A 24,452-nucleotide genomic window follows, 5' to 3' on the forward strand; every position below is an offset into this window, starting at 1 on the left:
GCGAACCGCGCGCCCAGCCGCCCACCGCACCGCGCCGCGCCGCCTCGCGCCGTCTCGCCGCGCCTCGCACCGACCGCGCCCGGGAACCCGCGGCGCCCTACTCGTCCTTCCACGACCGCCACAGCTCCGCGTAGGCCCCGCCGGAGGCGATCAGCTCGGCGTGGCTGCCGTGTTCGGCGATCCGGCCGCCGTCGACCACCGCGATCCGGTCCGCGTCGTGCGCGGTGTGCAGCCTGTGGGCGATGGCGATCACCGTGCGGCCGTGCAGCACCCGGGCCAGCGAGCGCTCCAGGCGGCGGGCCGCCCGCGGGTCCAGCAGCGAGGTGGCCTCGTCCAGGACCAGGGTGTGCGGGTCCGCGAGCACCAGCCGGGCCAGCGCCAGCTGCTGGGCCTGCGGGGGCGTCAGGGTGTGGCCGCCGGAGCCGACCTCGGTGTCCAGGCCCTCCGGCAGGGCGTCGGCCCAGTCCGCGTCCACCGCCCGCAGCGCCGCGCGCAGTTCGGCGTCGTCCGCGTCCGCGCGGGCCAGCGCGAGGTTGTCGCGCAGGGTGCCGACGAAGACGTGGTGCTCCTGGTTGACCAGCGCCACATGCGCCCGCACCCGTTCGGCCGGCATCTCGGCGAGCGCCGCCCCGCCCAGCGCGACCCGCCCCGACCTGGGCGCGTACACCCCGGCGAGCAGCCGGCCGAGGGTGGACTTGCCCGCGCCCGAGGGGCCGACCAGGGCCAGCCGCTCCCCCGGCCGGACGTCCAGGTCGATGCCGTGGAGGACGTCCGCGCTGTGGTACGCGAACCGTACCTGGTCGGCGACCAGTTCGCGGCCCCGCGGGTCGAGCCGCTCGTCGGACTCCGCGTCCGGGATCTCGCGCACCCCGACCAGCCGGGCCAGCGAGGCCTGGCCGACCTGGAGTTCGTCGTACCAGCGGATGATCGAGTCCACTGGGTCGACCAGCATCTGCGCGTACAGCACGCCGGCGGTGAGCTGGCCGAGGGTGGTCCAGCCGTGCAGGGTGTAGAGGCCGCCCAGGCCGAGGGTGGCCACCACGGCGAGGGAGTAGGGCATGTCGACGGTCGGGAAGAAGACCGAGCGCAGCCAGAGGGTGTAGCGCTCCCAGGAGGTCCAGGTGCCGATCCGCTCGTCGGTTGCCCGCACCCGGCGCTCGCCGAGGCCCAGCGCCTCCACCGTCCGGCCGGCGTCCACGGTCTCCGCGATCGCGGTGTTGACGGCGGCGTAGGAGGCGGACTCGGCGCGGTAGGACTGCGGGGCGCGGGCGAAGTACCAGCGTGAGCCGACCAGCAGCACCGGGGCGCCGATCAGCGCGCTCACCGCGATCAGCGGCGAGGTGACCAGCATCGCGGCGAAGATCACCACCACCGACACCACGGCGACGGCGAGTTCGGGCACGGCGTCACGGACCGACTTGGCCAGCCGGTCCACGTCGGTGGTGGTCCGGGAGACCAGGTCGCCGGTCCCGGCCCGCTCCAGTACGCCCGGCGGCAGGCCGACCGAGCGGACCAGGAAGTCCTCCCGCAGGTCGGCCAGGATCTTCTCGCCGAGGATCGAGCCGCGCAGCCGGGACAGACCGGTGAACAGCGACTGTACGGCGATCGCGGCCAGGAAGAGCCCGCCGGCCTGCGCGATCCGGCCGGCGGTGGTGCTGGTGGACAGGCCCTCGACCAGTCCGCCGAGCACCCACGGCCCGACCAGTCCGGCGACGGCGCCGACCGCGTGGAGGCCGACGACGGCGGAGAACGCCCGGCGGTGGCGGCGGGCCAGCAGCCGCACGTAGCTCCGCACCCCGGCCGTGGAGCCGACCGGGAGGAGGGTGGCGGTGTCCCGTTCCAACTGGGCGGGATCGGCGGGCGGTTTCACAGCGGGTCTCCGGTGAGTGCGGCGGTGTCGGCGGATGTCTCGGGGGCGCGGGCGACGTCCTGCTCCTCCGCCTCGCGGGTGACCACGGCCCGGTACGCCGGTTCGGTGTGGAGGAGCCGCCGGTGGGTGCCGGTCGCGGCCACCCGGCCGTCGCGGACGAAGAGCACCCGGTCGGCCGCGTCCAGCAGCAGCGGGCTGGTGGCGAAGGCCACCGTGGTGCGGCCGGCGCGCAGCTCGGCGAGGCCGCGGGCGACCCGGCTCTCGGTGTGGGCGTCCACCGCGCTGGTCGGCTCGTCCAGCACCAGGACCGGCGGGTCCGCGATCAACGCCCGTGCCAGCGCCACTCGTTGGCGCTGGCCGCCGGAGAGCGAGCGGCCGCGCTGGGTGATCCGGGCCCGCATCGGGTCGCCCTCCGCCTCCGGGTCCCCGTCCAGCAGGGCGTCCAGGGCGTCCTGCGCCTGGGCGGCGGCGAAGGCCTCGGCGGCCGGCACCCGGCCGGAGGAGGGTACGTCCATCAGCTCGGCCAGGGTGCCGGAGAGCAGCACCGGGTCCTTGTCGTGGACCAGCACCAGCGCCCTGGCCCGGTCGCGCGGCAGCGAATCCAGCGGTACGCCGCCCAGGCGGACCCGGGAGGCCTCGCCGCCCGGCAGATGCCCGCCGAGGCGGTCGGCGAGCAGCCCGGCGAGATCCGGGTCGCCGCAGACCACGGCGGTGAACTCGGCGGCGCGGGCGGTGATCCCGCTCTCCGGGTCGTGGAGGTCGGAGCGGGCGGCGCGCTCGGGGTCGAGCTCGACGGCGCCGGCCCCGTTAGCGCGGGCCGCGCCGGCGGCGCCGTCGGCGGCGGCGCCGGTCCCGTCGGACCTGTCGGCGGCGCCGGCCCCGTCGGCCGGTCCGGTCCCCTCGCGGCTGAGCGACAGTACCCGGACCGCCCGGGCGGCCGACACCCTGGCCACCGTCCAGGCGTGGGCGGCCTCGCCGAGCACCCGCAGGGGCAGCGCCAGGAAGGCGGTGGAGCCGTAGACCGCGATCAGGGTGCCCGCGCTCATCCGGCCGTCCGCCGCCAGCGTCGCGCCGTACCAGGTCACGGCGACCACGAAGAGCCCCGGCAGCAGCACCTGCTGGGCCTGCATCAGCGCCCAGATCCGGGCCGCCCGGACGGCGGCCGCGCGGACCAGCTGGGAGGCCCTGCGGTAGCGGGTCAGGAAGAGCTCCTCGCCGCCGATCCCGCGCAGCACCCGCAGTCCGGCGACCGTGTCGGCGGCCAACTCGCTCGCCTTGCCGCCCAGTTCGCGCTGCCGGTCGAAGCGCCGCTCGAACGGCCCGATCAGCGGCCAGACCGCGGCCGCCAGCAGCGGAACCCCGAGCAGCACGGCCAGTCCGAGCACCGGCTGCACCAGCAGCACCCCGACTCCCACGCCGAACCAGACCACCACCGAGCCGGCCAGCCGGCCCAGGGTCTCCACGTACCAGCCGATCTTCTCCACGTCTCCGGAGCTGACCGCGACGATCTCACCGGTGGCGATCCGCCGGGAGAGGCCGCCGCCCAGCTCGGAGGCCTGCCGGGCGACCAGCTGGCGGACCTGGGAGGCGGCGTGGATCCAGTTCCACACCGACTGGCGGTGCAGCAGGATCAGGGTGCCCGAGTTGACCGCGCCCAGGGCGAGCGCCCCGCCCGCCGACCACCAGAGCTCGGCGGTCCGGTGGTGGACGACGGCCTGCACGCCGAGCCCGATGAAGACCGGCACGGCCGCCTGGGCGCCCAGGCCGAGCGCGGCCCACAGCGCCGCCAGCGCTCGGCCGCGCCGCTGGCAGTGGCCGAGCCACCGCAGGAACGCGAGCCCGGTCCGGAGGTCGGGACTGCCGGGGTCGGGCAGCGGAAGTCTGATCAAGGGCATGGACGCTCCCTGCGGGGGTGGATGCGGCTGGCGGGACGGGCGGCTGATGGGTGGACGCGCAGGAAGCGTCAGTTGCTCGGCATGTCTGGCAGCGTCCCGAAATTCCGGGGCGGGTTTCAACCGAATAACGGCGTGCGGCCGGAGCCGTCCCGGAATCCGGGACGGCTCCAACGGCTTCAACGGCTCCAGGACGGCTCCGGCCGCACGGCCGCGGCCCGGCCGGCCTCAGTCGCCGATCGGCTGGGCCAGCAGCAGCGCGAACCGTTCGCCCGGGTCGGTCCACCATTCGGTGAGGGCGAGACCGGACTCGGCGAGCTCAGCCGCCAGGCCCTGCCGGCGGAACTTTGCCGAGGTCTCGGTGCGCAGGGTCTCGCCCGGCGCGAACTCGGCGCTCAGATCGAGCGCCGGTATCTTCACCGAGAGCGCGCGCCGGGCGCGGAGATGCATCTCGATCCGCTCCTCCCCGGCGTTCCAGAGCGCGAGGTGGTCGAAGTCCTCGGGGTCGAGGTCGGCGCCCAGCTCGCGGTTGAGGACGTGCAGCACGTTCTTGTTGAACTCGGCGGTCACCCCGGCCGCGTCGTCGTAGGCCCGGACCAGCACCTCCGGGTCCTTGACCAGGTCGGCGCCGAGCAGCAGGAAGTCCCCCGGGCCGAGGACGGTGCCCCGCAGCGCCGCGAAGAGCCTGGCCCGCTGGCCCCGGTCGAGGTTGCCGATGGTGCTGCCGAGGAACGCGACCAGCCGAGGGCCGGGGCCCGCACCCGCCTCCGGCGGCAGCGCGTCCTCGGTGAAGTCGGCCAGCACCGCGGCCACTTCGAGCCCGGGGTAGTCGGCGGCCACCGACTCCCCGGCGGCCCGCAGCGCCTCCTCGCTGACGTCCAGCGGGGTGTAGCGGCGCAGGGTGCCGTTCGAGCGCAGGGCGTCCAGCAGCGTACGGGTCTTGCGGGAGGAGCCGGAGCCCAGCTCGACCAGCGTCCTGGCACCGGTCCTGACCGCGGTCTCCGGGGCGTGCCGAAGCAGGATCTCCAGCTCGGCCCGGGTCGGGTAGTACTCGGGCAGCCGGGTGATCTCCTCGAAGAGCTCGCTGCCGCGGGCGTCGTAGAACCACTTGGGCGGGAGGATCCGCGGCTCCCCCGGCGCACCGCCGAAGGCCGCGCGGGCGTCGGCGCGCAACCCGCGCGCCGCGTGGTCGGCGGGGAGCCGGCCGTGGAGGCTGAAGGACGGGGCCATCACCTGGCGGGTCTCCCCCCGGGCCGGCTCGGGTTGCCGGCCGGCCTGCGGGGCCGGCTCCCCGAGCGGGGTGACCTGGATCCGCCCCGGCTCGGCGACCAGCAGGCTGTCGGCCGGTACCTCCCGCCACTCCGCGCCCTCGGTGGCCGGATCGCCGTCCGGCTCCGAGGCGACCAGCACCGAGGTGCCGTCCTCCCGGTACCAGAGGGTGTCCCGCCAACGGGTGGCGACGATCGAACGCCCGTCGGTGAGCAGCAGGTTCAGCCGCGCCTCCGGCCGGGCCGCGGCGGTCTCCCGGACCACCGCGGCGGCCGCCTCCGGGGCCGGCTCGCCTGCCCGCAGCCGGCGCGAGAGCAGCGCCCAGAGCAGCGCGGAGTCACTGCGGGCGGCCAGACCGAGCAGCTCGGCGGAGGTCAGCCCGGAGACCGGCAGACCGGTCCAGTCCGGCACCGCGCCGTTGTGGCTGAAGAGCCACCGCCCGTCGGCGAACGGCGCCGCCGCGGACTCCTCCGGCGAGGTCCCGGCGGTGGCGTCCCGGACGGCCGCGATGACGGCGCCCGAGCGCACGGTGCGGGCCAGGTCGGGGAGGTTGCCGTCGTTCCAGATGGGGACCGCGCGGCGGTAGCGGGCCGGCAGGGAGGGGGTGCGGCGGGCGTCCGCCGGGTACCAGCCGATGCCGAAGCCGTCGGCGTTGACCGTTCCGTGCTGCTGCCGCCGGGGCGCCCAGGCCTGCTCGAAGAGGCCCCCGGAGGGCCGCAGCAGCAGCTGGTCGAGCGACAGCTCGGGGCCCACGTAGGCGAGGTGACGGCACATCAGTCGGTGGTCCCTTCGGCGTCGCGGGCGGTGCGGAAGCCGCTGAAGATCTGGCGGCGGATCGGGTAGTCCCAGTTGCGGAAGGTGCCCCGGCAGGCCACCGGGTCGACGGCGAACGAGCCGCCGCGCAGCACCTTGTACTCCGGTCCGAAGAAGACCTCGGAGTACTCCTGGTAGGGGAAGGACTCGTAGCCGGGGTGGCCGCGGAAGTCGCTGGAGGTCCACTCCCACACGTCGCCGATCAGCTGGCGCGCACCGCTCGGCGCCGCGCCCGCGGGGTAGCCGCCGACGGGGGCCGGGCCCAGGTGGCGCTGGCCGAGGTTGGCGTGCTCGGGGCCGGGGTCGGCGTCGCCCCAGGGGTAGCGCCGGGAGCGGCCGGCGGCCGGGTCCCAGCGGGCGGCCTTCTCCCACTCGGCCTCGGTCGGCAGCCGCCGGCCGGCCCAGCGGGCGTAGGCGTCCGCCTCGTACCAGCAGACGTGGAGCACGGGTTCGTCCGGCGGCACCGGCTCGGTGTGGCCGAAGCGGCGGCGCAGCCACCGGTAGCCGTCCCTGGTCCAGAAGAGCGGCGCGGTAAGGCCCTCGCTCCGGACGTGCTCCCATCCGGCGGGCGTCCACCAGCGGGGGTCCTCATAGCCGCCGTCCTCGATGAACTCCTGGTACCGGCCGTTGCTGACCGGGACGGTGTCCAGGTGGAAGGCGGGGACGTGCACCGCGCGGGCCGGGCGCTCGTTGTCCAGCGCCCACGGGTCGGTGTCGGTGCCCATGGTGAACTCGCCGCCCGGGACCAGCACTTCGGCGGGCAGCCGGTCCGCGCCCGGTGGCGCGGGCCGTGGCGCGGGGGCGTCCAGCACGGCCGGGCCCCGGCGCAGCTGGTGGGTGGCGAGCATGGTCTCGTCGTGCTGCTGCTCGTGCTGGGCGAGCATGCCGAAGACGAAGGCGTGGGCGGTCAGCCGCTCGGCGTCCGGCCCCAGCTGGGCGGTGTCGAGCACGTCCAGCGCCGCTTCGCGGACCTGGACGCCGTAGCGCCGGGCGTCCGCCGCGCCGAGCAGCGGCAGTGCGGGGCGGTCGGCGCGCGGATGCCGGAAGGCGTCGTACAGCGGGTCGAGCTCCGGCCGCAGTGCGGGGCGCCGGCCGGCCGCGCGGACCAGCCAGATCTCCTCCTGGTTGGCGATGTGGGCCAGGTCCCAGACCAGTGGGGACATCAACGGCGAGTGCTGGGCGTTGAGTTCGGCCTCGTCCACGCAGTCGGTCAGCAGCGCGGTACGGCGGCGGGCGCGCTCCAGCACCTCGCGGACGACGGCGCGGAGGACCTCGGGGCCGTCCTCGGTCCGGGCGCCGGCGGCGGGCGCGGGGGCCTGGGCCTCGGCGGCGGGCGCGCCGGCGCCGGAAGCGGACACGGTGGATGCGGTGGAGGCGGCGGTGGATGCGGTGCTTCTGCTCATCTGGTTCGTCTCTCCTCAGGTGGTGAGGGCGTCGAGCCGGTCGTCGGCGGGACATCGGCCGCGCTCGGCGTAGCGCTCGGTGAACTCGCCGACCGCCTTCCGCAGCCCGCCCTCGTCCAGGGCGGACTCGGCCGCGGCCAGGCAGGCGCGGACCGCGCGGCCGATCTCCGGGTCCGCCGGGCCGAGCCGGGCCGCGCGCAGCCACACCTCGCGGTCCGGCGTCCGCGCGCCGGGCGGGCAGAGCGGTTCGGTGGCCTCGCGGGCGGCGTCGGCGGCCGTCGGATCGTCCAGCAGCGTGGCGGCGACAGCGGTGGCGGCCAGCCAGTCGTCGCCCTGCTGGGCGTCGACCATCCGCAGTTCCAGCCAGCCGCGCGGGCGGACCGGCGGGAAGAGGGTGCTGCAGTGGTAGTCCAGATCCTCGAGGGTGGCCGGCCGGCCGACCCGTCCGCTCCCGTTGCCGGCCGACACGCCGCCGCGCAGCCAGTCGCGGAAGGACAGCCCCGGCGGGGCCGTCCATTCGAGGTCCGGCGCCCGTTCCTGCCCGCGCAGGCAGAGCAGATGGGCGTCGAGGACGTAGCGGGCCCATTCGGCTCCCGGGTCCGGGTCGGTGTCGTGGGGATCGCCGCCGTCCGCGAATCGTCCGTGGCGGGCGGCGGGCAGCGTGCGCCCGGGGTCAAGCCTGGCCCAGACCGCCTGGCGGGTGGACCGCCAGCCGGTCGGCCGGCCCTGCCAGAGGGGCGAGTTGGCGAACGCCGCGACCAGCACCGGGCCTATCCGGTGGGCCAGCAGCCAGCGGTCGCGGTAGCCGGTGGTGCCGGGACCCGCGTCGCCGGCGTCGAGATTGATCTGCACCGAGGCGGTGCCGCGCATCATCATCCGGCCCCAGGGGCCGGAGCGGTCGAAGTACGCCTCCATGGCGCGGTAGCGCGGGTGGTCGAGCACCCGCGGTCCGACGGGGCGTACCGGTTCCAGGCCCTGGCCGGAGAGCTCCAGCCCGGCGTCCGCCATCAGCCGCCTCAGGACGGCGAGATCGGCGGCGGCCCGGGCCACGGCGGCGACCGGTCCGGGGGCGGGCGGCGAGCTGAGCTCCAGCTGCCCGCCGGGTTCCCGGGTGAGCCGGCCACCGCCCGGTAAACCGCGGGGCTCCAGGCCGGCCAACGCCTCGTCCACCCTCTTCGCCGGCACCGCAGCCGCCGGGTCCGCCCGGTCGTGCACCAGCCATTCCAGTTCGACGCCCACCCGTTCGGGAGGGCCGGTCTTGAAGCAGACGCCCCTCACATGGGCCTCGGCATCTTCCTCACGGAGTGTCATGGTCCTTGCCTCCTCCCCGGGGCCGCGCCCCGAGTCGGCCGGTCGGCCGGGTCGAACAACCGGCCAACGAATTCCCCGCTTTTCCCGTTCCATGCCTTCGGCCGACCCCCTGGCGCGTACCCGCCACCTCCGGAACGACCGTTCTGGACACCTCCTCCACCGTCGGCTCGAACGCTCCGAGAGGCACGCTAACCGGCACCACTGACAATCCCGTGAACGACACCGGACGAGCGGCCCGGCGAGCGCCCCGCAGCGGCCCCGCGACGGCCCTGCGGCGGCCCCGCGGGCCGGCCCTGCCGCAGCCCGGCCGCGGCCCCGCCGAAGCCGCGCGAACGACACCGGACGAGCGGCCCAGCGAGCGCCCCGCGACGGCCCCGCGGCAGCCCAGCCGCAGCCGGCCGCGGCCCCGCCGAAGCCGCGTGAACGGCACCGGGCGAGCGGCCCTCGGCGGCCCCGCGACGGCCCGGCGACGGCCCCGCGGCAGCCCCGCGGCGGCCCCGCGGCGGCCCTGCCGCAGCCCGGCCGCGGCGCCGCCGGACTCGACGCTCCCCAGGCCACGCTCTACAGACTCTTGACGTCCGGCGCGCCCGGTGTAGAAGTTGAAGCATGGCCATGGCCGATCCCCCGCCCCCCGCCCCCGTCGACTTCGACCGCACCCCGGAGAGCTACCGGCACTGGCGGCTGGTGATCGAACCACCGCTCGCCCGGCTGGAGTTGGACGTCGACGAGGACGCCGCACTCTTCCCCGGGCAGCGCCTCAAGCTCAACTCCTACGACCTCGGCGTGGACGTCGAACTGCACGACGCCGTACAGCGGATCCGCTTCACCCACCCCGAGGTGCGGGCGGTCGTGATCACCAGCGCCAAGCCCGGGGTCTTCTGCGCCGGGGCGCACATCGGCACGCTGGCCGCCGCACCCCACGAGTGGAAGACCAACTTCTGCCGGTTCACCAACGAGACCCGTAACGCCATCGAGGAGGCCGCCGCCGACTCCGGTCTGCGCTTCCTCGCCGCCGTCAACGGCTCCTGCGCGGGCGGCGGCTACGAACTCGCCCTCGCCTGCGAGGAGATCCTGCTGGTGGACGACGGCTCCTCGGCCGTCGCCCTGCCCGAGGTACCGCTGCTCGGCGTGCTGCCCGGCACCGGCGGGCTGACCCGGCTGACCGACAAGCGCGGAGTCCGCCGCGACCTCGCCGACGTCCTCGCCACCCGTCCGGACGGCGTCCGGGGGCGGACCGCCGTCGACTGGCGGCTGGTGGACGCGGCCGTGCCGCGCCGGGACTTCGAGCGGGTGGTGGGCGAGCGCGCCAGGGCGCTGGCCGAGGCCGCGGACTCCGGCGCGCGCCCCACCGCCGGGATCGAACTCCCGCCCCTGGACCGCAAGACCGCGGACGACCGGATCGAGTACCGCTACGTCCGCGCCGGCCTCGACCGGGGGCGCCGGCTCGTCGAACTCACCCTGCTGGGGCCGCCGACGGCGGGCGCCGGAGCCACCGAAGCCGCCGAAGCCGCCCAAGGCGCCCAAGGCGCCGAAAGCACCGAGGCCGGCGACCCGTACTGGCTGCTGACCCTCGCCCGCGAGCTGGACGACGCGATCCTCCGCCTCCGCTTCAACGAGCCCGAGCTCGGCACCTGGGTGATCCGCACCGAGGGCGACCCGGACGCGGTCCTCGCCCACGAGTCCCGTCTCCTCGCGGCGGCCGCCGCGGGCGACCGCGTCGCCCGCGAGACCCTCCACCTCTACAAGCGCACCCTGAAGCGCCTGGATGTGACGGGGCGCAGCCTGATCGCCCTGATCGAGCCGGGCTCCTGCTGCGCCGGCCTCCTTCTGGAGCCGGCCCTGGCCTGCGACCGCCAGTACCTCCTGGACACCTCGGACGACCCCGGGGCCGGCCCGCCCGCCCGGATCACCCTCTCCGCGGCGGACTTCGGCCAGCTCCCGATGGGCAACGGCCTCACCCGCCTCCGGTCCCGCTTCCTCGGCGATCCGGCGCACGTGGAGGCCCTCCGCTCCGAGTACCTCGGCCGCCCGCTCGGCCCCGCCGAGGCCCGCGCCCTGGGCCTGGTCACCGACGCCCCCGACGACCTCGACTGGGCGGACGAGATCCGCCTCGTCCTCGAGGCCCGGGCGGCGCTCTCCCCGGACGCCCTCACCGCGATGGAGGCCAACCTCCGCTTCGCCGGCCCGGAGACCACCGAGACGAAGATCTTCGGCCGGCTGACCGCCTGGCAGAACTGGATCTTCACCCGCCCGAACGCCTCCGGCCCCGACGGCGCCCTCCGCAGCTACGGCAGCGGCCACCGCCCCGGCTACCGACGCAAGAGGACTTGACGACATGTCGACTCAGCCTGCCACCAGCCCGATCGACTACGACTCCCGGATCCCCAACAACGTCGGCCTCGCCGAGGACCGCCGCCTGCAACGCGCCCTGGAGAGCTGGCAGCCGCAGTTCCTCGACTGGTGGCTGACGATGGGCCCGGCGCTGGGCGGCGCCCTCGACAGCACCGCGTACCTCCGCACGGCCGTCGCCGTCGGCCGGGCCGGCTGGGCCCACTTCGACCACGTACGGCTGCCCGACTACCGCTGGGGCATCTTCCTCGCCGAGCGCGAGCCGGACCGCCGGATCGGCTTCGGCGAGCACCGCGGCGAACCCGTCTGGCAGCAGATCCCCGGCGAGTACCGGGCCGAGCTGCAACGGCTGGTGGTGATCCAGGGCGACACCGAGCCGGCCTCCGTGGAGCAGCAGCGGCTGCTCGGACTGACCGCGCCCAGCCTCTACGACCTGCGCAACCTCTTCCAGGTCAACGTCGAGGAGGGCCGCCATCTGTGGGCCATGGTCTATCTGCTGCACGCCTACTTCGGCCGGGAGGGCCGGGAGGAGGCGCAGGCCCTGCTGCACCGCAACTCCGGCTCCCCGGACGCCCCCCGGATCCTCGGCGCCTTCAACGAGGAGACCGCCGACTGGCTGGCCTTCTTCATGTTCACGTACTTCACCGACCGGGACGGCAAGTACCAGCTCGGCACGCTCAAGGAGAGCGCCTTCGACCCGCTCTCCCGCACGGCCGAGTTCATGCTGAAGGAGGAGGCCCACCACATGTTCGTCGGCGTCACCGGCGTCGACCGGGTGGTCCGCCGCAGCGCCGAACTGACCCGCGAGCACGACACCCTGGACATCGCCGACGCCGGCGGCATCCCGCTGCCGGTTGTGCAGAAGTACCTCAACTTCCACTACTCGGTCTCCCTCGACCTCTTCGGCGGCGAGACCTCCACCAACGCCGCCAACTACTACACCGCCGGGCTGAAGGGCCGCTGGCAGGAGAGCCGCCGCCGGGACGGCCACCGCCTCTCCGAGGACGCCGTTCAGGTCGACGTCCCCGCCGAGGACGGGAGTTGGCAGCAGCGCGAGGTCCCCGCCCTGACCGCGCTCAACCTGGACCTCCGCGACTCCTACATCGCGGACTGCCGGACCGGCGTCAAGCGCTGGAACCGCATCCTGGCCGCCGAGGGTGTGGACCACCGCCTCTACCTCCCGCACCCCGGCTTCAACCGCCGGGTCGGCGCCGCCGCCGGGCACCACATCACCCCGGACGGCGAGATCACCGACGCCGAGACCTGGGCCGCGGCCCGCGACCGCTGGCTGCCCACGCCCGCCGACCTGGCCTTCGTCAGGTCACTGATGCGCCCGGTGTACCAGCCCGGCAGAATCGCCCCCTGGCTGGCCCCGCCCGCCGGCGGCATCAACGGCAAGCCCCTGGACTACGAGTACGTCCGGCTCTAGGCGGAGGTGGTGACCGCGTGACCGACCGGATCGAACGCCCCGTACGGATCGAACGGACCCTCGTAGACTGCCACCTCCACGTCCCCCGCCTCGACACCCTGAAGCCCGCCTGGCTGGACTGGGCCGACCAGCTCAACCCCCGCTGGCGCTCGGTCTACGACGAGGCCGGCGTGCCGGTCCCGGCCAGGCTCTCCGCCCACCTCGACGCGGAGGGCGTCGACCGCGCGCTGCTCTTCTGCGAGTACAGCCCGCGCGCCACCGGCATCCAGCCGATCGAGGACCTGCTGCCGCTGGTCGAGCACGACCCGGTGCGCTACCGCCTGGTCGCCAACGTCAACCCGCACCTCCACCACCCGGTCGAGGCCGAGTTGGAGCGCCAACTCGCCCTGGGAGCCGTGGCGTTGAAGATCCACCCGGTGCATGCCGGCTTCTCCCCCGACGAACCGGAGATGTACGCCGCCTACCGGCTGTGCGCGGAGCGCGGGGTGCCGGTGATCATCCACTCCGGCACCTCCAGTTTCCCCGGCTCGCGCAACCGCTTCGGCGACCCGCAGCTGATGCTGGACGTGCTGGAGGACTTCCCCGACGTGGACTTCGTCTTCGCGCACGGCGGCCGCGGCTGGTGGTACGACACGGCGGCCTTCCTGGCCCTCAACAAGCCCAACGTCTGGCTGGACCTGGCCGGTCTGCCGCCGCGCCGCCTGCCGGAGTACTACGCCCGCTTCGACCTGCGGCGGCTCGCCGGACGCTGGCTCTTCGGCACCGACTGGCCGGGCGTCCCCAGCACCGCCCGCAACGCCGCCGCACTGGCCGAACTGGGCCTGTCCGAGGAAGCGCTGACCGCCGTCCTCTCCGCCAACGCCGCCAAGGTCTTCCCCGGCCTGGACATCTGACGGAGGGTCTGCCGGAGCCCCGGCTCACTCCTCTCCGGAGAACCGCTCCCAGGCGGACTGGCGGGTGATCCCCAGCGACTCGCCGATCCGCGTCCAGGTGACCCCGCGCCGGCGCAGCTCCCCCACCCAGGAGCGCAGATCGGCCTCGGCCCGCTCGATGTGCGCGGCGACGTTCGGGATGTGCTTGAGCATCTCCTCGTCGGAGAGCGACTCCCAGAGGGTGCGCGGCCGGGGCTCGGCGGCGGGCCTGCCCAGGCTCTCCGCGACGATCGACGCCGACAGGTCCACGCACTGGTCGCAGATGTTCACCCCGGGCCCGGCGACCATCTTGGCCACCAGCGTGTCGGACTTGCCGCAGAACGAGCAGTGGGCGAGCTCGGACGCCATAAAGGACTCCTAGGATCGTCAGGGTGGCCCTGACACCCTAGAGCGTCAGGGACTTCCTGACAACCAACGACAACCCATGACAACCCATGACGACGGATGACGACCGATCTCAGACCACGCAGAACTCGTTCCCCTCCGGATCCTGAAGCAGCACCGCGTAGTGGCCCATCCCCGGCTCCTCCGTCGTCCGCAGCACCCTCGCCCCCGCCGCCACCAGCCGCGCCGTCTTCTCCCGCACCCGCTCGGTCCGCAGCGGCAGCGGGACCCCCCGCCCGCCGCCCACCTTCAGGTCCAGGTGCAGCCGGTTCTTCCCCGGCTTCGGCTCCGGGACCTGCTGGAACCAGATCCGCGGACCCCGCCCCTCCGGATCCACCACCGACTCCGGCAGCTCCCCCGCCCCCGGCGGCAGCTCCTCCTCCGGAACACCCATCTCCGACCAGTACTCCCGCCAACTGGCATGCCCGTCCGGCGGCGGCTCCGGTATGTACCCCAGCGCCTCCGCCCAGAACTCCACCAGCCGGCGCGGATCCGCGCAGTCCACCACCAACTGCAGTGCCATCTCCATGCGGGCAGCATCTCAGAGGGGTCTGACAACGGGCCCGGCCGCAGCCCTCACTCGCGGGCGGCGGCGGAACGGGAGGCGACGAGGAGCAGGCAGAGCACCGCCACGGCCACCACCACCCCGGTGAGCAGCAGCAGGGGGTTGAGCCGACCGGTGGTGCCGGTCGCCGCCGTCGGCGCGGCCTCCTGGGCCGGGGCCTGCGCGGGGGCGACGGCGGCGGTGGGCGACACGGCGGGCGCGGGGGCGGCGGCCGCCGCGGAGGAGGATCCGGCGGCCCTCGGGTGTCCGGCGTGGGTGGCCGGGGCGGCGGCCCTGGCACTGACCCGCGCCGGCGCGGCCGGGGCCGTGGTGGCCGGGGCGAGGACGGTCAGCACGGCGGTCATGTCCGGGTGCACCGAGCAGTAGTACTGGTATGTGCCCGGGGTGGTGAAGGTGTAGGTCCAGGACTGGCCCTTCTGGAACTGCGGCGAGTGGACGGAGGCCGGGGCGCTGGTGGTGGTGACGTCGTGCGGGGCGGGGTCCTGGTTGGTCCAGGTGACGGTGTCCCCGGCGTGGATCGTCAGCGAGCGCGGCGCGAAGGCGTAGCCCGTCATCTCCACGGCGTAGGACCGGCCGCCGGAGGCCGCGTGGGCGGGCTGGGCGGAGGCGGTCGGCAGCAGCACCGGGAGGAGCAGGCCGAGCAGGAGGGCGAACGGCAGTCCTCGTCCGAGCCGGCTCATATCAGGTCCGCCGCGAGGATCAGCCGCAGCCGGTCGGCCGGCACGGTACGGGGCAGCGTGAAGCCGCAGGCCTCGCGCAGGGAGCGGTAGTCGAGCTCCCCGGTGGCGTACACGATCACCCGCTCGGCGCTCTGCTCGGTGACCCGGATCCGCAGGCCGCCCGGCTGCTCGGCCCCGCGGACCAGCCAGGCCCCGTCGGCGTCGAGCAGCCGCCCCCGCCCCCGCCCCTGCTTGCGCTCGTGCTCGTGCTCGCGGACCGTCATCCGATGCGAGCTGAAGCCCAGGTACGGGTGCCGGCCGGCGGACAGGCCGCCGCGGCCGAGCAGCGGTCGGCGGGCGAACGGCCGGTCGGTGGTGAGGTCGGCCGCGTCGGCCTCGACGTGCAGCGTCCAGTCCTCGGGCTGCTCCGCCGTGTGGAGGATCGCTCGGGCGCTGCGGAAGCGGGCCCGGAGCGTGGTGAACGGCCCCATCCGGGCGTCGAGTTCGAGGATGCAGCGGTCCCCGGCAGCGGTGAACGCGCCGTGCTGCTGCGGGAGTGCGCCGGTGGTGGCCGCAGGGGCGGGCCCTGTCCCGGCCGGGACGGTCTGAGCGGTCATGGCGGAGATGCCTCGCTTGTCGAAAGGAAGCGGGTGGGCGGTACGGAGCAGGGGGCGGGCCGATCGCGGCCGGCCCGCCCCCGGCCGGCCTCAGGAGCTAGCAGTTGCCGGTCACGTAGTCCTCGGTGGGCTTGAGCAGCATCTCGGCCCAGACGGTGTGGGTCTTCACCCACTGGTCCACATTGAGCAGGTCGGTCACCTGCTGGCCCACGGACTCGTCCAGGTGCGCCGAGTTGAGGTGCTGGATGGCGACCTCAAGCGTCTGTGTCAGCACCGACTGCGCGCCGGCGACGGTCGGGGTGAGCACGGTCTCCAGCCAGACGGTGTGGGTCTTGACCCACTGGTCGAGGTTGAGCAGATCGGTGACCTGCTGCCCGGGCGACTCCTCTAGGTGCGCGGAGTCGATGTGCTGGAGGATCGGCAGCAGCGTGGAGTTGAGGTCCACGCAGGAGGCGGAGCTCCCGCCGCCCGAGGTCGGCGAGGCCGAGGCGGTCGGCATCCCGCTCATCCCGCCGCCCGGGGCCGTGGGTGAGGCCGAGGCGGTGGGGGCGGCGGTCGGGGCACTGCTCGGAGTCGGCGCCGTGGTCGGCGTCGGGCTCGGCTGGGCGGCGGCGGGGAGGACGGTGACCTTCGCCTTCATGTCCGGGTGGACGGCGCAGTAGTAGCTGTAGGTGCCGGCGGTGGTGAAGGTGTACGACCAGGACTGGCCCTTCTGCAGCTGCGGGGAGCTCAGCTGCTTGGGCCCGGAGGTGGTGGTGACCGTGTGCGGGGCGGTGTCCTCGTTGGTCCAGGTGACGGTGTCGCCGACGTGGACGCTCAGCGAGGCCGGGGAGAAGGCATAACCCTTGATGGCCACCTGGACATGCTTGCTGCTGGAGTTCGCAGCGGCTCCGGCGGCCGCGGGCGCCATCGCCGCGGAGTCGGCGGCCAGTGCGGCCGCCCCTCCCGCCGGCTGCGCCGCAGAGCGCGCCGCGGGGGCGGTGGCCGGCGCCGCGGAGACGGAGGTGGACTGGGCCAGCAGCCCCAGAGCGGCCACCGCCGCCACTGCCGAGGCCACCCCGGTGGCCAGGAGCACCCGGTCGGTGCCCCGCTTGTGAGTGGCGGCTCGGCCCTGTTCGGTGTCACGCATACGAGTGGTTCCCCTGTCTGGGATACGGGCTGGGCGGACGTGATCTGTGGAGCAGTGGAGCGGTCGTGCGGTGGAGCGGTCGTGCGGTGGTGATTCGCCGGTCAGCGCCCCGGATCGGAGCCGACCAGCACACTCGCCGCGGTCAGCACGAGCAGCACGATGCCCGTCTCGGCCGCGACCGAGTAGACGAAGGGCCGTACCGCGGCCGCGTGCCCGCGCAGCAGTACGGCGATGTCGAGCCGGTGCCGGGTCCACACACTGCTCCGCTGGGCGGCCGGCAGCACCACCGCGAGCAGCGCGATCTTCACCAGCAGCAGCCGGCCGTACCCGGTGTCCACCAGCGCGGACACCGAGCCGAGCAGCTGCCAGGAGAGGATCGCCCCGGCGACGGCGATGCCGGCCACCGAGGCCATCGCGAGCCGCGAGTAGCGCGGCACCACGAAGGCCAGCTCCTCGGACCGCCGCCCGGGCAGCACCCCGACCAGCAGTACCGCGAGCCCGCCGAGCCACAGCGAGACCCCGGCGAGGTGGACGAAGTCCGCGATCGCCCCCCAACTGCGGTGCGGCACCTCGGCGCTGTGCCCGGCCATCCCGGTCGTGCGGAGGAGGCCGAAGCCGATCGCGGTACCGGCCAGCCGCCAGCCGGGTGAGCGGGCCGCCTGTTCCCCGCGCTGCAGGAGCGCCGCCAGCGGCACGCCGGCCAGCAGCCAGAGCAGTGCGCGGGCCGCCAGCACGGTGCCGACATGGGTGTCCAGCGCGGCGGAGTAGGAGGAGGGCGCGAACAGCGCCGCCCCGAGCGGCTTCTGGGCCGCGTACGCCCCCTGGAGCCCGACCACCGCGACGGAGGTGAGCAGCCCCGCCACCCAGGCGGTGCCGACCAGTCCCCGTGTCCGGCGGTCGCCGCCACCCTGTGGCCAGAGTGCCGCCAGAAAGGCTCCACCGCCGACGAAGAGCGTCAGGCCGAGGTAGCCGATCAGGCGGGCCGCTGTGAGAGCGTCCCGCACGGCGATGTCGGCGGCCGGAACGGCGGCAGGAGCCGGGGCGGCGGGGGAGGCCGGGACCTGGGCCGGCTTCGCCGCACTGCAGAAGGCCACAGTGCCCGATTCCACATGCCCGTCGTCGGCCGAGACGGACCGCCAGGACAGCCGCCAAACCCCCTGCGCGGCAGGCAGATCTGTCTTCGGCAGCCCTGCGACCACCTCCGTCGCGTCCGCGTCGGCGGCACGCAGGGACAGCCGCGTAGCACCGATCGAGATCCTGGTCTGCGAGACGTCGACCCCCTCACTGAAGACCAGGGTGATCTGCCTCGGCAGCTCCTTGAGCTTCGCGCCGGCAGCCGGCGTGGAGCGCAGCAGCTCGGCATGGGCCGAGGCGGCCGGGGCGGAGGGCAGTAGCCAGCAGAGCCAGAGCAGCAGGGCGCCGGACAACGCGGCGAGGATCCGCCTGCTCATTTCGCCTCCCCCGGACCGGAGTTCGCGGACATCACGGCGGCCGACGGCGAGCCGCAGGCGACCACCTGCACCGTGCCGTCGACCAGTCGCCCGGCGGAGCCCACCACCGAGCCGAGCAGCCCGGAGACGGCGGTCACCGAGGAAGGCGGGGAAGCCGTCACTGTGGGCGTCGGAGCCGGGATCGGAGCCGGCGTCGGAGCCGCCGTCGCCGTGGGCGCGGACAGCGCCGACAGCAGGCCGGTGACGGGCTGTGCCGCCGTCCCCACCACGGGGCCGACCACCCGCAGTCCGTTGTCGCAGGCCCCCGGGGAGCCCGTGGGGGACGGGGCCGGTGACGCCGGCTCGGTCGGCGACCCGGACCCTGACCCGGAACCCGACCCGGATCCCGCACCCGGCCCCGAGCCCGGTTGGCCCGCGATCGGCGCCGGAGCCCCGCTCAGCACCCCCGAGCCGCCGCCCCCGCCGACCCCTCCCACCGTTCCGCCGCCGACCGTTCCGAGCCCGCCGACACCTCCGCCGACCACCCCGCCGGCTCCGCCGATCGCGCCCGTCCCCGCCCCCGAAGAGTCCGACGGCGAGGTCTGCAGCGGAACCGTCGGCGCCGCCGTGGGCGCCGCTGTGGGCGCCACCGTGGGCATCGGCGGCTGGGCCGCCGAAGCGCCGCTCGCCGCCGCCCCGCCCCCGATCCCGGAGGCGTAGCCGAGCACCACCACCACGGTCCCGGCGATCGCCGCAGCGACCACCGCGTCCCGATGGTCCCGGGGCCAAGCGCTCCTGGCGAATACGGGCATGAAGGGCCTCCTGGCGACTGGCGTCTCTCTTCACCTTGGGCCCATGAGTTCAGCGCCTCACCGATTCCCTTGGATATCACTTGAGTTAACCGAACATTGATTAGCCCGCGTGGGAGCCGGACCAGAGCGTGAGACGCCGAACTCCGCAAGAATTCGTGAAGGCGCGGCGGAATTCCTCCAGATCTCCTCTACGCCAGCGCCTCGCCGCACAATTCCGCCCCACCGGAAAACGGCCTTGTTCGAGAATATGCGCGCTTCCTCGGCGGCCTCAGCGCTCGGAGGTCAGTGCGGCCCAGTGGGACTGGGCAGCCTCGGCCCAGGTCTCGTGGAGGCGGTGGAAGAGGCCGGCGGCGCGGGCGCCGACCCAGGGGACGGGCAGCAGCTCCGGCGGAAGGCCCGGGTCGAGGAAGGGGAAACGGCGCCAGGCGTGCACCAGTTCGGTCTGGGCGCGGAGCGCCGCCTGCCCCGAGCGGGGCGCGGCGGCGCTGCCGAAGCCCCCGATGAACTCCTCGTACCGGCGTTCCAGCAGGTCCAGGTCCCAGGCCCGGCGGGCCAGCTCGGCGGGCGGAGGGCCGAGCGCCCCGCCGCCGCCGGTGAAGGACAGCGCGCCTTGCGCCAGGCCGAGTTGACGGAGTATCAGGTCGGCTTCGGGCTCCCGGTCCGGGTCGGGGCAGATCCAGACCCCGGGCTGCGGAGTGCCGTAGCCGGCCCAGTTGAGCCGGGTGCGCAGCCGGCGGCGCAGTTCGCGGCGGGCCTCCGGTACGGAGACCAGCAGCACGGACCACCGCCCGTCCCAGGCGCCGGCCGGGCCGCCGCGTACCCCGCCGAAGGAGTAGATCCGCTCCGCGCCGTCGGCGAGGAGGCGCACCGCCTCGGGGGTGAGCCGCCAGCGGACCCGGCGGCCGACCCGCTCGGAGTCCAGCAGCCCGGCCGCCGCGGTACGGGCCAGCGCCTGGCGGGCGGACTTCTCCTCCACGCCCAGCTCACCGAGGGCGCCGACCAGCGCCCGCGTCCAGACCGGGAGTTCGGCGCGGGGCAGGACGAACTCGCCGAGCAGGGTGAGGAGGATCCCGCGCGCCCCGGAGGGCCCGGCGGCCGCGGGCCGCTCCCCCGCCGCGGACTGCTCTCCCGCCACGGACTGCTCTCCCGCCGAAAACGGGTCCTCCGCCGAGGGCGGGTCCCCGGCCCCCGATGGCCGCGCCGGCCCCGGCGACCTGCCCATCAGCCGCGGATCGCGGCGGTGGCGGCCATGGCCGACGCCGGGTCCCCGGCGCCCTCGGGGGCGTGCAGCGAGAGCCTGTCCACCACTCCCCCGTAGCGCGCCCGCGCCTGCGCCGCGACCTCCTCCGGCGATCCGGAGACCGCGAACGCGTCCAGCACCCGGTCGTCGATCAACTCGCCCATCTCGGCCCAGCGTCCGCGCAGCGAGAGCGGGTGCAGCCGCTCGGAGAGCTCGCCCCAGCCGTGGAGGTCCAGGACCGGGCGGTAGGCGGGAGTGGAGGCGTAGAAGGCGATCCGCTCGCGCACCGCCCTGCGTGCGGCGGCCAGTTCGGACTCGGTCCGGCCCACCGCGGCCAGCAGGTTGCCCACCGTCTGGAACGGCCGCTGCCCGGTCCACGGCTCGCCGGCCGCCTCCGCCTCGGCCCGGGCCGCCCGCACCCCGGGGAGCACCTTCTCGGTCAGATACCGGACGGTGGTGAAGGGGTGGCCTATGAAGCCGTCCGCCACCGCGCCCGCGGCGGCGGTCATCCGCGGCCCCACCCCCGCCAGCAGAATCGGCGGCGGACCGCCGGGCACCGGCTCCGGGGCGAAGACCGGCGTCATCACGGTGTGGGTGTAGAACTCCCCGCGGAAGCGCAGCCGTTCGCCGGTCTGCCAGCTGCTCCAGATGGCCCGCAGGGCGGCGACGTACTCCCGCATCCGGGCCACCGGACGGTCCCAGGGCATGTCGAAGCGCCGGGTGACATGCGTCTTCACCTGGGTGCCGAGCCCGACCACCGCCCGCCCGCCGGAGGCCTGGTGGACCCCCCAGGCGGCGTAGGCCAGGCTCATCGGGGTCCGCGCGAAGGCGATCGCCACGCCGGTGGCCAGCTCGATCCGCTCGGTCGCGTCCGCGGCCCGGGCGAGTTGGACGAAGGGGTCCTGGGCGGTCTCGGAGACCACCAGCCGGTCCAGACCCAGCCGCTCCGCGCGGCGGGCGTCGGCCAGGACGTCCTGCGGCCGGCCGGAGGAGTTGCCGTCCAGGAGAAGCCCGTCGTGCCCCGCGCTCCCTGCGCTCCCTGTGCTCACGGGGATCACCCTAGGGCTTGCCACGGCGGCCGGGCACCGCACAGGCTGGCAGCAGCAGCCGGCCGATGGCGGAGGGGGAGCCCCCATGGGCATCGAGGAACGCGTCTTCGGCGAACCGTACGAGAGGGCGGACGGCTCTACGGTGATCACGGTCGCCGGGCTGAGCCGGACGGGCGGGGCCGAGGCCACGCCGCTCGGCGTGTTCGTGGTCCGGAACGGGAAGGCCGAGTGGTCCCCGGTCGTGGACGGCACCAAGATCGCCGTCCTGGGCGTGCTGACCGGCCTGGTGGCCGCCACTCTGGCCTGCGTGGCGCTGATCCGGCGGCCGCCGTGGCCGGACGTCCGGATCCGGCACGACAGCTCGCGGGCCGCTCTCCCGCCGGGGCGGGCCAGGCCGGCCCGGCCCCCGCGCCCGGCCTCGGGCCTGGCGACCGCGCCCCGTCCGGGCCGTCAGAACCGCCAGCGGGTGGCCCCGAAGGGTTCCTCGGTGGCGACCCCGTACACGGTGTGGAAGTCGAACCGGTAGACATACCAGGGCGGCGGCCCGGCGCTGGGGGCGTTGAACGGCGCGGTGAAGGCCTCGCCCTCGACCCGGGCGGGCCAGCCGCCGGCCTGGTACCCGGCGGCGACCCGCTCCAGCGTCCGACGGTCCGTCACCCGGCAGGCGGTGCCCTCCAGTACGAGGTCGATGCCGGGCAGCCGGGCGGAGATCGTGCACTTCGGGTTCGCGGCCAGATCGCGCGCCTTGCGGGCGGCCGGACCGCTGGTGAAGTAGATCTCGCCGGCCAGCCACTGGGCGCCGATCCCGGCCGCGTGCGGGGTGCCGTCCGGCCGGCTGGTCCCGAGGAACTGGGTATAGGCCGGGCTCGGCACCAGGGCCAGGGCCTCCTCCGCCCGGCTCCACTCCAGTACGGCGCTGCCATAGCGGTCGTCGAGGTTCCGCACCTCGACCGGTTTCTTCTCGGTCATACCCCAGTAGACCCCCGGCGCCCGCCCGACTCATCGCGGCTCGCGAACCCGGCGCCCAGGCCCGTCACCGGGCACGCCGACGGGAAGTCCACCGGGTAGCCGCCGTGCGACCGGCTCCGAGCGACAAGGCCGACGCCGGCGGCCGCCAGGGCCTTTCGCGCCAGTCGGCAAGTCCGGGCGTGGCCGCCCCGCCGCAAGGAGCCGCGCGGCGCGGGCGGGATCGGCCAGCACCGCCCCGGGGGCCGGCCCCCGGGGCGGGGTCGTCGAGGGTGACGACCACCCGCGCGCCCCAGGTCCGCGATGTCCACCAGCACCTGATCCCAGTGCCGGTACCGCCCGTCGTGCGCCTCGCCCTCTCCTCACAGCCGCCGGGCTCCCCCGAACGGGCTAGTCCCGGGCGCGTGCCCGGTGCGGGACCGGTAGCAAAAGGAGCGGACCCGGTCCCGACCAGCTACGGGAGAACACGCCATGAGCACCTCGGCCGGCGCCGGTGCGCGCCCGACGGAACAGAACAAGCTGACGGCCGCCCGGCACCGGGGCGGGACCGCCCGGCCGCAGGTCTCGGTGGGCGCGATGTGGTGGGCCGGCTTCGCCGCCGCGGGGTTCGCCACCCTGCTGGCGCTGGGGCTGATCATGCTGGTCCGCGGCTTCATCGGACTGCCGATCTACCAGGACTCGGCGGGCCAGGGGGACTCCGGGGTCGGCCCGATCTCGCTGGGCTTCATCATCGCCATGCTGATCACCACGCTGCTGATGACCGTGCTGGTGAAGGCGGTCGACGAGCCGATGAAGATCTACACCGCCGTGGTCGCGCTCGCCGAGCTCGCGTTCATCGTGGTGCTGTTCACCGTCGGCGGCCGGACGCCCTCGCAGATCTTCGGCGAGCTGTTCACCTCGCTGGTCTTCGCCGCGATGTTCCTCTGGTTCGCCCACTGGATCGTCCGCTGCGGAGTCGGCTGGGCCCGCTGAGGGCCCCTCGCGAACCCTCCGCCCTCGGGCACCTCCGACCGCGGTTCGGTCACGGTCCGCGCTTCAGTCGCGGACCGCGAAGTACGTCGTACCGGGCTCGCTGACCAGGACCCGCACCCGGGAGCCCACCGCGATCTCGCCGGGCAGCACGTCGACCACCGTGCCACGGGCCACGAAGCCCTCGTCCATCGCCACCGTGCAGCGCTGGGTGTGGGTGTCCCGGCCGCCGATCGCGCCGAGCAGCCGGCGCACCGTGCCGACGCCCGCACTGATCTGCCGCACCAGGCCGGAGGCGCCGCAGACCGGGCAGAGCAGCCGGCCCGCCTCCGCCGCGGAACCGCACCAGCGGCAGCTGAGGTAGTGCAGCGGAGCCGCCGAAGGCACCGTCGCCGCTGTCCCGAGCGGCTCGATCACCGTCGCTGTCATCGCAGTTGACCTCCCCTCAGGCCCGCCTGGGCCCTGGCCCGTCATTGGACCGGAACGAATGTATGACACTCAGTTCCTCATGTAAAGGCACTGAGTACCACCGACTACCACCGAGTGCCACCAGGGACCGCCGCGTACCGCCGCGTACCGCCGATCCGGATCACCCCTCGCCCGGCTCCTCCTCCAGCGCCGCCTCGATCCCCCGCACCACCCGCCACATCGGCACCCCGCGGCGGGCCACGAGCACCACCAGGTCGTCCTCCGCGGCCCCCTGGGCCTGGCCCGGGTCGGCGCCGGGCTCGGCCCAGGCCGCGACCACCAGCTCCAGCGCGTGGTCGGTGGCCGCCTCGATGTCCGTCTCCCCGCCGGAGCGCAGCCAGGAGCGCAGGGCGTGGTTGTGCGCGGCGACCACCGCGGCGGCCACCACCTCCCCGCGCAGCGAGCCGTCCGGGCGGCCGGCCCAGCGGCTGCGCAGGTAGCGGGCGAAGGTGTGCTCGTACCGCCAGACCACCGAGAGCTCGTAGCTGCGCAGGCCCGGAACGGTGCGGGTGAGCTGGTAGCGCTGCACCGAGAACTCCCGGTCCCGGGCGTACATCCGCATCACCAGCCGGGCGGCGGCGCAGACCCGGCGGACCGGGTCCACCCCTCCGGCCTCGTCCTCGGCCGGCTCGGCGAGGAAGGCCGTGATCTCCTCCAGGCAGCGCTCGTGGTCCGGGAAGACCACCCCCTCCTTGCTCGGGAAGTACCGGAAGAAGGAGCGCCTGCCCACACCGGCCAGGGCGACGATGTCGTCGATGGTGGTCTGCTCGTAGCCGCGGTCCAGGAAGAGCTGGAAGGCGGCGGCGATCAGGGCGTCGCGCATCGCGGGTTTGGTCTCGGCCATGGCGGGAAATCTAGCACCCGGTGCCATATGTTCGGGGTACTCGGTACCCCGT

Annotated in this window: 22 protein-coding genes and 1 pseudogene; 5 read left to right on the forward strand and 18 right to left on the reverse strand. The window is 74.8% G+C overall.

What is annotated here, in order from left to right; translation table 11 throughout:
* Positions 1-97: 97 nt before the first annotated feature.
* The 6 genes and pseudogenes from BS73_RS07390 to egtA form a co-directional block, all read right to left on the reverse strand.
* The gene (locus tag BS73_RS07390) at positions 98-1,870 is read right to left on the reverse strand and encodes an ABC transporter ATP-binding protein (RefSeq protein ID WP_037570534.1); all 1,773 of its coding nucleotides are present in this window, start codon (positions 1,868-1,870) and stop codon (positions 98-100) included.
* Positions 1,867-3,765, reverse strand: a complete 1,899-nt coding sequence (locus BS73_RS07395; protein ID WP_037570536.1) for an ABC transporter transmembrane domain-containing protein — start codon at positions 3,763-3,765, stop codon at positions 1,867-1,869. The genes BS73_RS07390 and BS73_RS07395 overlap by 4 nt, the downstream gene beginning before the upstream one ends.
* A gap of 225 nt (positions 3,766-3,990) precedes the next feature.
* Positions 3,991-4,992, reverse strand: a complete 1,002-nt coding sequence (egtD, locus tag BS73_RS39280) for an L-histidine N(alpha)-methyltransferase (RefSeq protein WP_037578613.1) — start codon at positions 4,990-4,992, stop codon at positions 3,991-3,993.
* Between the two features lie 123 nt (positions 4,993-5,115).
* Positions 5,116-5,805, reverse strand: a pseudogene (egtC, locus tag BS73_RS39285) (ergothioneine biosynthesis protein EgtC); the annotation flags it as partial.
* Positions 5,805-7,247, reverse strand: a complete 1,443-nt coding sequence (egtB, locus tag BS73_RS07405) for an ergothioneine biosynthesis protein EgtB (RefSeq protein WP_084703870.1) — start codon at positions 7,245-7,247, stop codon at positions 5,805-5,807. The pseudogene egtC and the gene egtB, both read right to left, overlap by 1 nt.
* Positions 7,248-7,262: 15 nt before the next feature.
* Positions 7,263-8,558 (reverse strand): ergothioneine biosynthesis glutamate--cysteine ligase EgtA, encoded by a 1,296-nt coding sequence (gene egtA / locus BS73_RS07410; RefSeq protein WP_037570537.1) that lies wholly within the window; start codon positions 8,556-8,558, stop codon positions 7,263-7,265.
* Positions 8,559-9,164: 606 nt separating this feature from the next.
* Between egtA and boxC the strand changes: the two genes are divergently transcribed.
* Genes boxC through BS73_RS07425 form a run of 3 tightly spaced genes read left to right on the forward strand, consistent with a single transcriptional unit; the run spans position 9,165 to position 13,229 of the window.
* Entirely contained in the window at positions 9,165-10,889 is a 1,725-nt protein-coding gene (boxC, locus tag BS73_RS07415; RefSeq protein WP_084703871.1) for a 2,3-epoxybenzoyl-CoA dihydrolase, read from the forward strand.
* A 4-nt stretch (positions 10,890-10,893) separates the two neighbouring features.
* On the forward strand, positions 10,894-12,336 hold the full coding sequence (gene boxB, locus BS73_RS07420; RefSeq protein ID WP_037570541.1) for a benzoyl-CoA 2,3-epoxidase subunit BoxB: 1,443 nt from the start codon (positions 10,894-10,896) through the stop codon (positions 12,334-12,336).
* A 17-nt stretch (positions 12,337-12,353) separates the two neighbouring features.
* Positions 12,354-13,229, forward strand: a complete 876-nt coding sequence (locus BS73_RS07425; RefSeq protein WP_235215336.1) for an amidohydrolase family protein — start codon at positions 12,354-12,356, stop codon at positions 13,227-13,229.
* Between the two features lie 24 nt (positions 13,230-13,253).
* Here BS73_RS07425 and BS73_RS40295 read toward each other — a convergent pair whose 3' ends face one another.
* From BS73_RS40295 to BS73_RS07470, 9 genes are all read right to left on the reverse strand, one after another.
* Positions 13,254-13,616, reverse strand: a complete 363-nt coding sequence (locus tag BS73_RS40295; RefSeq protein WP_037570543.1) for a ClpX C4-type zinc finger protein — start codon at positions 13,614-13,616, stop codon at positions 13,254-13,256.
* A gap of 109 nt (positions 13,617-13,725) precedes the next feature.
* Positions 13,726-14,181, reverse strand: coding sequence for a VOC family protein (locus tag BS73_RS07435; RefSeq protein WP_037570545.1), 456 nt, complete (start codon positions 14,179-14,181; stop codon positions 13,726-13,728).
* Between the two features lie 47 nt (positions 14,182-14,228).
* Positions 14,229-14,897: a cupredoxin domain-containing protein gene (locus tag BS73_RS07440; protein ID WP_037570547.1), complete on the reverse strand. Its 669-nt coding sequence runs from the start codon at positions 14,895-14,897 to the stop codon at positions 14,229-14,231.
* Entirely contained in the window at positions 14,894-15,493 is a 600-nt protein-coding gene (locus tag BS73_RS34465) for a hypothetical protein (RefSeq protein ID WP_051939661.1), read from the reverse strand. Before BS73_RS34465 ends, BS73_RS07440 begins: the two co-directional genes overlap by 4 nt.
* Before the next feature lie 97 nt (positions 15,494-15,590).
* Positions 15,591-16,622: a cupredoxin domain-containing protein gene (locus BS73_RS07450; RefSeq protein WP_037570548.1), complete on the reverse strand. Its 1,032-nt coding sequence runs from the start codon at positions 16,620-16,622 to the stop codon at positions 15,591-15,593.
* A gap of 101 nt (positions 16,623-16,723) precedes the next feature.
* Positions 16,724-18,073 (reverse strand): copper resistance CopC/CopD family protein, encoded by a 1,350-nt coding sequence (locus BS73_RS07455; RefSeq protein WP_084703872.1) that lies wholly within the window; start codon positions 18,071-18,073, stop codon positions 16,724-16,726.
* Positions 18,070-18,864 (reverse strand): hypothetical protein, encoded by a 795-nt coding sequence (locus BS73_RS38115; protein ID WP_161789652.1) that lies wholly within the window; start codon positions 18,862-18,864, stop codon positions 18,070-18,072. The genes BS73_RS07455 and BS73_RS38115 overlap by 4 nt, the downstream gene beginning before the upstream one ends.
* 268 nt (positions 18,865-19,132) lie before the next feature.
* Entirely contained in the window at positions 19,133-19,999 is an 867-nt protein-coding gene (locus BS73_RS07465) for a PaaX family transcriptional regulator (protein WP_051939662.1), read from the reverse strand.
* An 86-nt stretch (positions 20,000-20,085) separates the two neighbouring features.
* Complete coding sequence (locus BS73_RS07470; protein WP_235215337.1) at positions 20,086-21,153, reverse strand: TIGR03617 family F420-dependent LLM class oxidoreductase; 1,068 nt, start codon at positions 21,151-21,153, stop codon at positions 20,086-20,088.
* A gap of 85 nt (positions 21,154-21,238) precedes the next feature.
* On the opposite strand from BS73_RS07470, the gene BS73_RS38655 reads away from it, so the two are divergent.
* Entirely contained in the window at positions 21,239-21,679 is a 441-nt protein-coding gene (locus BS73_RS38655; protein ID WP_063836935.1) for a hypothetical protein, read from the forward strand.
* Here BS73_RS38655 and BS73_RS07480 read toward each other — a convergent pair.
* A complete protein-coding gene (locus BS73_RS07480; protein ID WP_037570551.1) occupies positions 21,604-22,122 on the reverse strand; it encodes a pyridoxamine 5'-phosphate oxidase family protein in 519 nt (172 codons plus the stop codon). The genes BS73_RS38655 and BS73_RS07480 overlap by 76 nt on opposite strands.
* Before the next feature lie 468 nt (positions 22,123-22,590).
* Here BS73_RS07480 and BS73_RS07485 point away from each other — a divergent pair, with 468 nt between their 5' ends.
* Entirely contained in the window at positions 22,591-23,091 is a 501-nt protein-coding gene (locus BS73_RS07485; RefSeq protein ID WP_037570553.1) for a hypothetical protein, read from the forward strand.
* Positions 23,092-23,154: 63 nt separating this feature from the next.
* On the opposite strand, the gene BS73_RS07490 is transcribed toward BS73_RS07485, so the two are convergent.
* Entirely contained in the window at positions 23,155-23,517 is a 363-nt protein-coding gene (locus BS73_RS07490; protein ID WP_051939663.1) for a PhlB family protein, read from the reverse strand.
* Between the two features lie 160 nt (positions 23,518-23,677).
* Entirely contained in the window at positions 23,678-24,400 is a 723-nt protein-coding gene (locus tag BS73_RS07495; protein WP_161789653.1) for a TetR/AcrR family transcriptional regulator, read from the reverse strand.
* Positions 24,401-24,452 lie beyond the last annotated feature (52 nt).

Source organism: Phaeacidiphilus oryzae TH49, from assembly GCF_000744815.1.
GTDB classification, from domain to species: Bacteria; Actinomycetota; Actinomycetes; order Streptomycetales; family Streptomycetaceae; genus Phaeacidiphilus; species Phaeacidiphilus oryzae.